The sequence below is a fragment of the Mesorhizobium sp. M7A.F.Ca.CA.003.01.2.1 genome (assembly GCF_003998945.1).
In the GTDB taxonomy this organism is placed as follows: Bacteria; Pseudomonadota; Alphaproteobacteria; order Rhizobiales; family Rhizobiaceae; genus Mesorhizobium; species Mesorhizobium ciceri.
In genome coordinates, this window is record NZ_RZRA01001506.1 from 1 (window position 1) to 726 (window position 726).

The 726-nt window shown below is 65.3% G+C and carries 1 pseudogene; it reads right to left on the minus strand.

The window, feature by feature from the left end:
- Positions 1-726, minus strand: a pseudogene (locus EN969_RS33810) (NAD(P)(+) transhydrogenase (Re/Si-specific) subunit alpha); the annotation flags it as partial.

Genomic DNA, 726 nt, shown 5'->3' on the forward strand with positions numbered 1-726 from the left:
GGCCGGGAATGAGCGCCGTGGTGATGACGATATCCTGCTTGGCGATGTGCTCTGATGTGAGTGCCGCCTGCTTGGCCTGATATTCCTTCGACATTTCCTTGGCGTAGCCGCCGGCCGTTTCGGCCGCCTTGAATTCCTCGTCCTCGACCGCGAGGAACTTGGCGCCGAGCGAGGCGACCTGTTCCTTGGCGGCGGGGCGAACGTCGGTGGCGGTGACAACCGCACCAAGCCGGCGCGCGGTGGCGATCGCCTGCAGGCCGGCGACGCCAACGCCCATGATGAAGACCTTCGCCGCCGGCACCGTGCCGGCCGCCGTCATCATCATCGGCAAGGCGCGGTCATATTCCGAAGCCCCGTCGATCACCGCCTGATAGCCGGCCAAATTGGCCTGCGAGGACAAAACGTCCATCGACTGCGCGCGGGTGATCCGGGGCATGAATTCCATCGAGAAAGCGGTGACGCCGGCCTTGGCAAGAGCTGCCACGGCGGCATCGTTGCCGTAGGGGTCCATGATGGCGATCACAGCCGCGCCGGGCTTGTAGCTCTTCAGCTCGGCATCACCAGGCCGGCGCACCTTCAGCACCACATCGGCCTTGGCGACATCGGAAGCCTTGCCGATAGCAGCGCCGGCGCTCGCATAGTCGGCATCGATGATGCGCGATTTCAGACCGGCACCGGCCTCGACGACGACGTCGAAGCCCAACGCCGCCAGCCGTTTCACCGTAT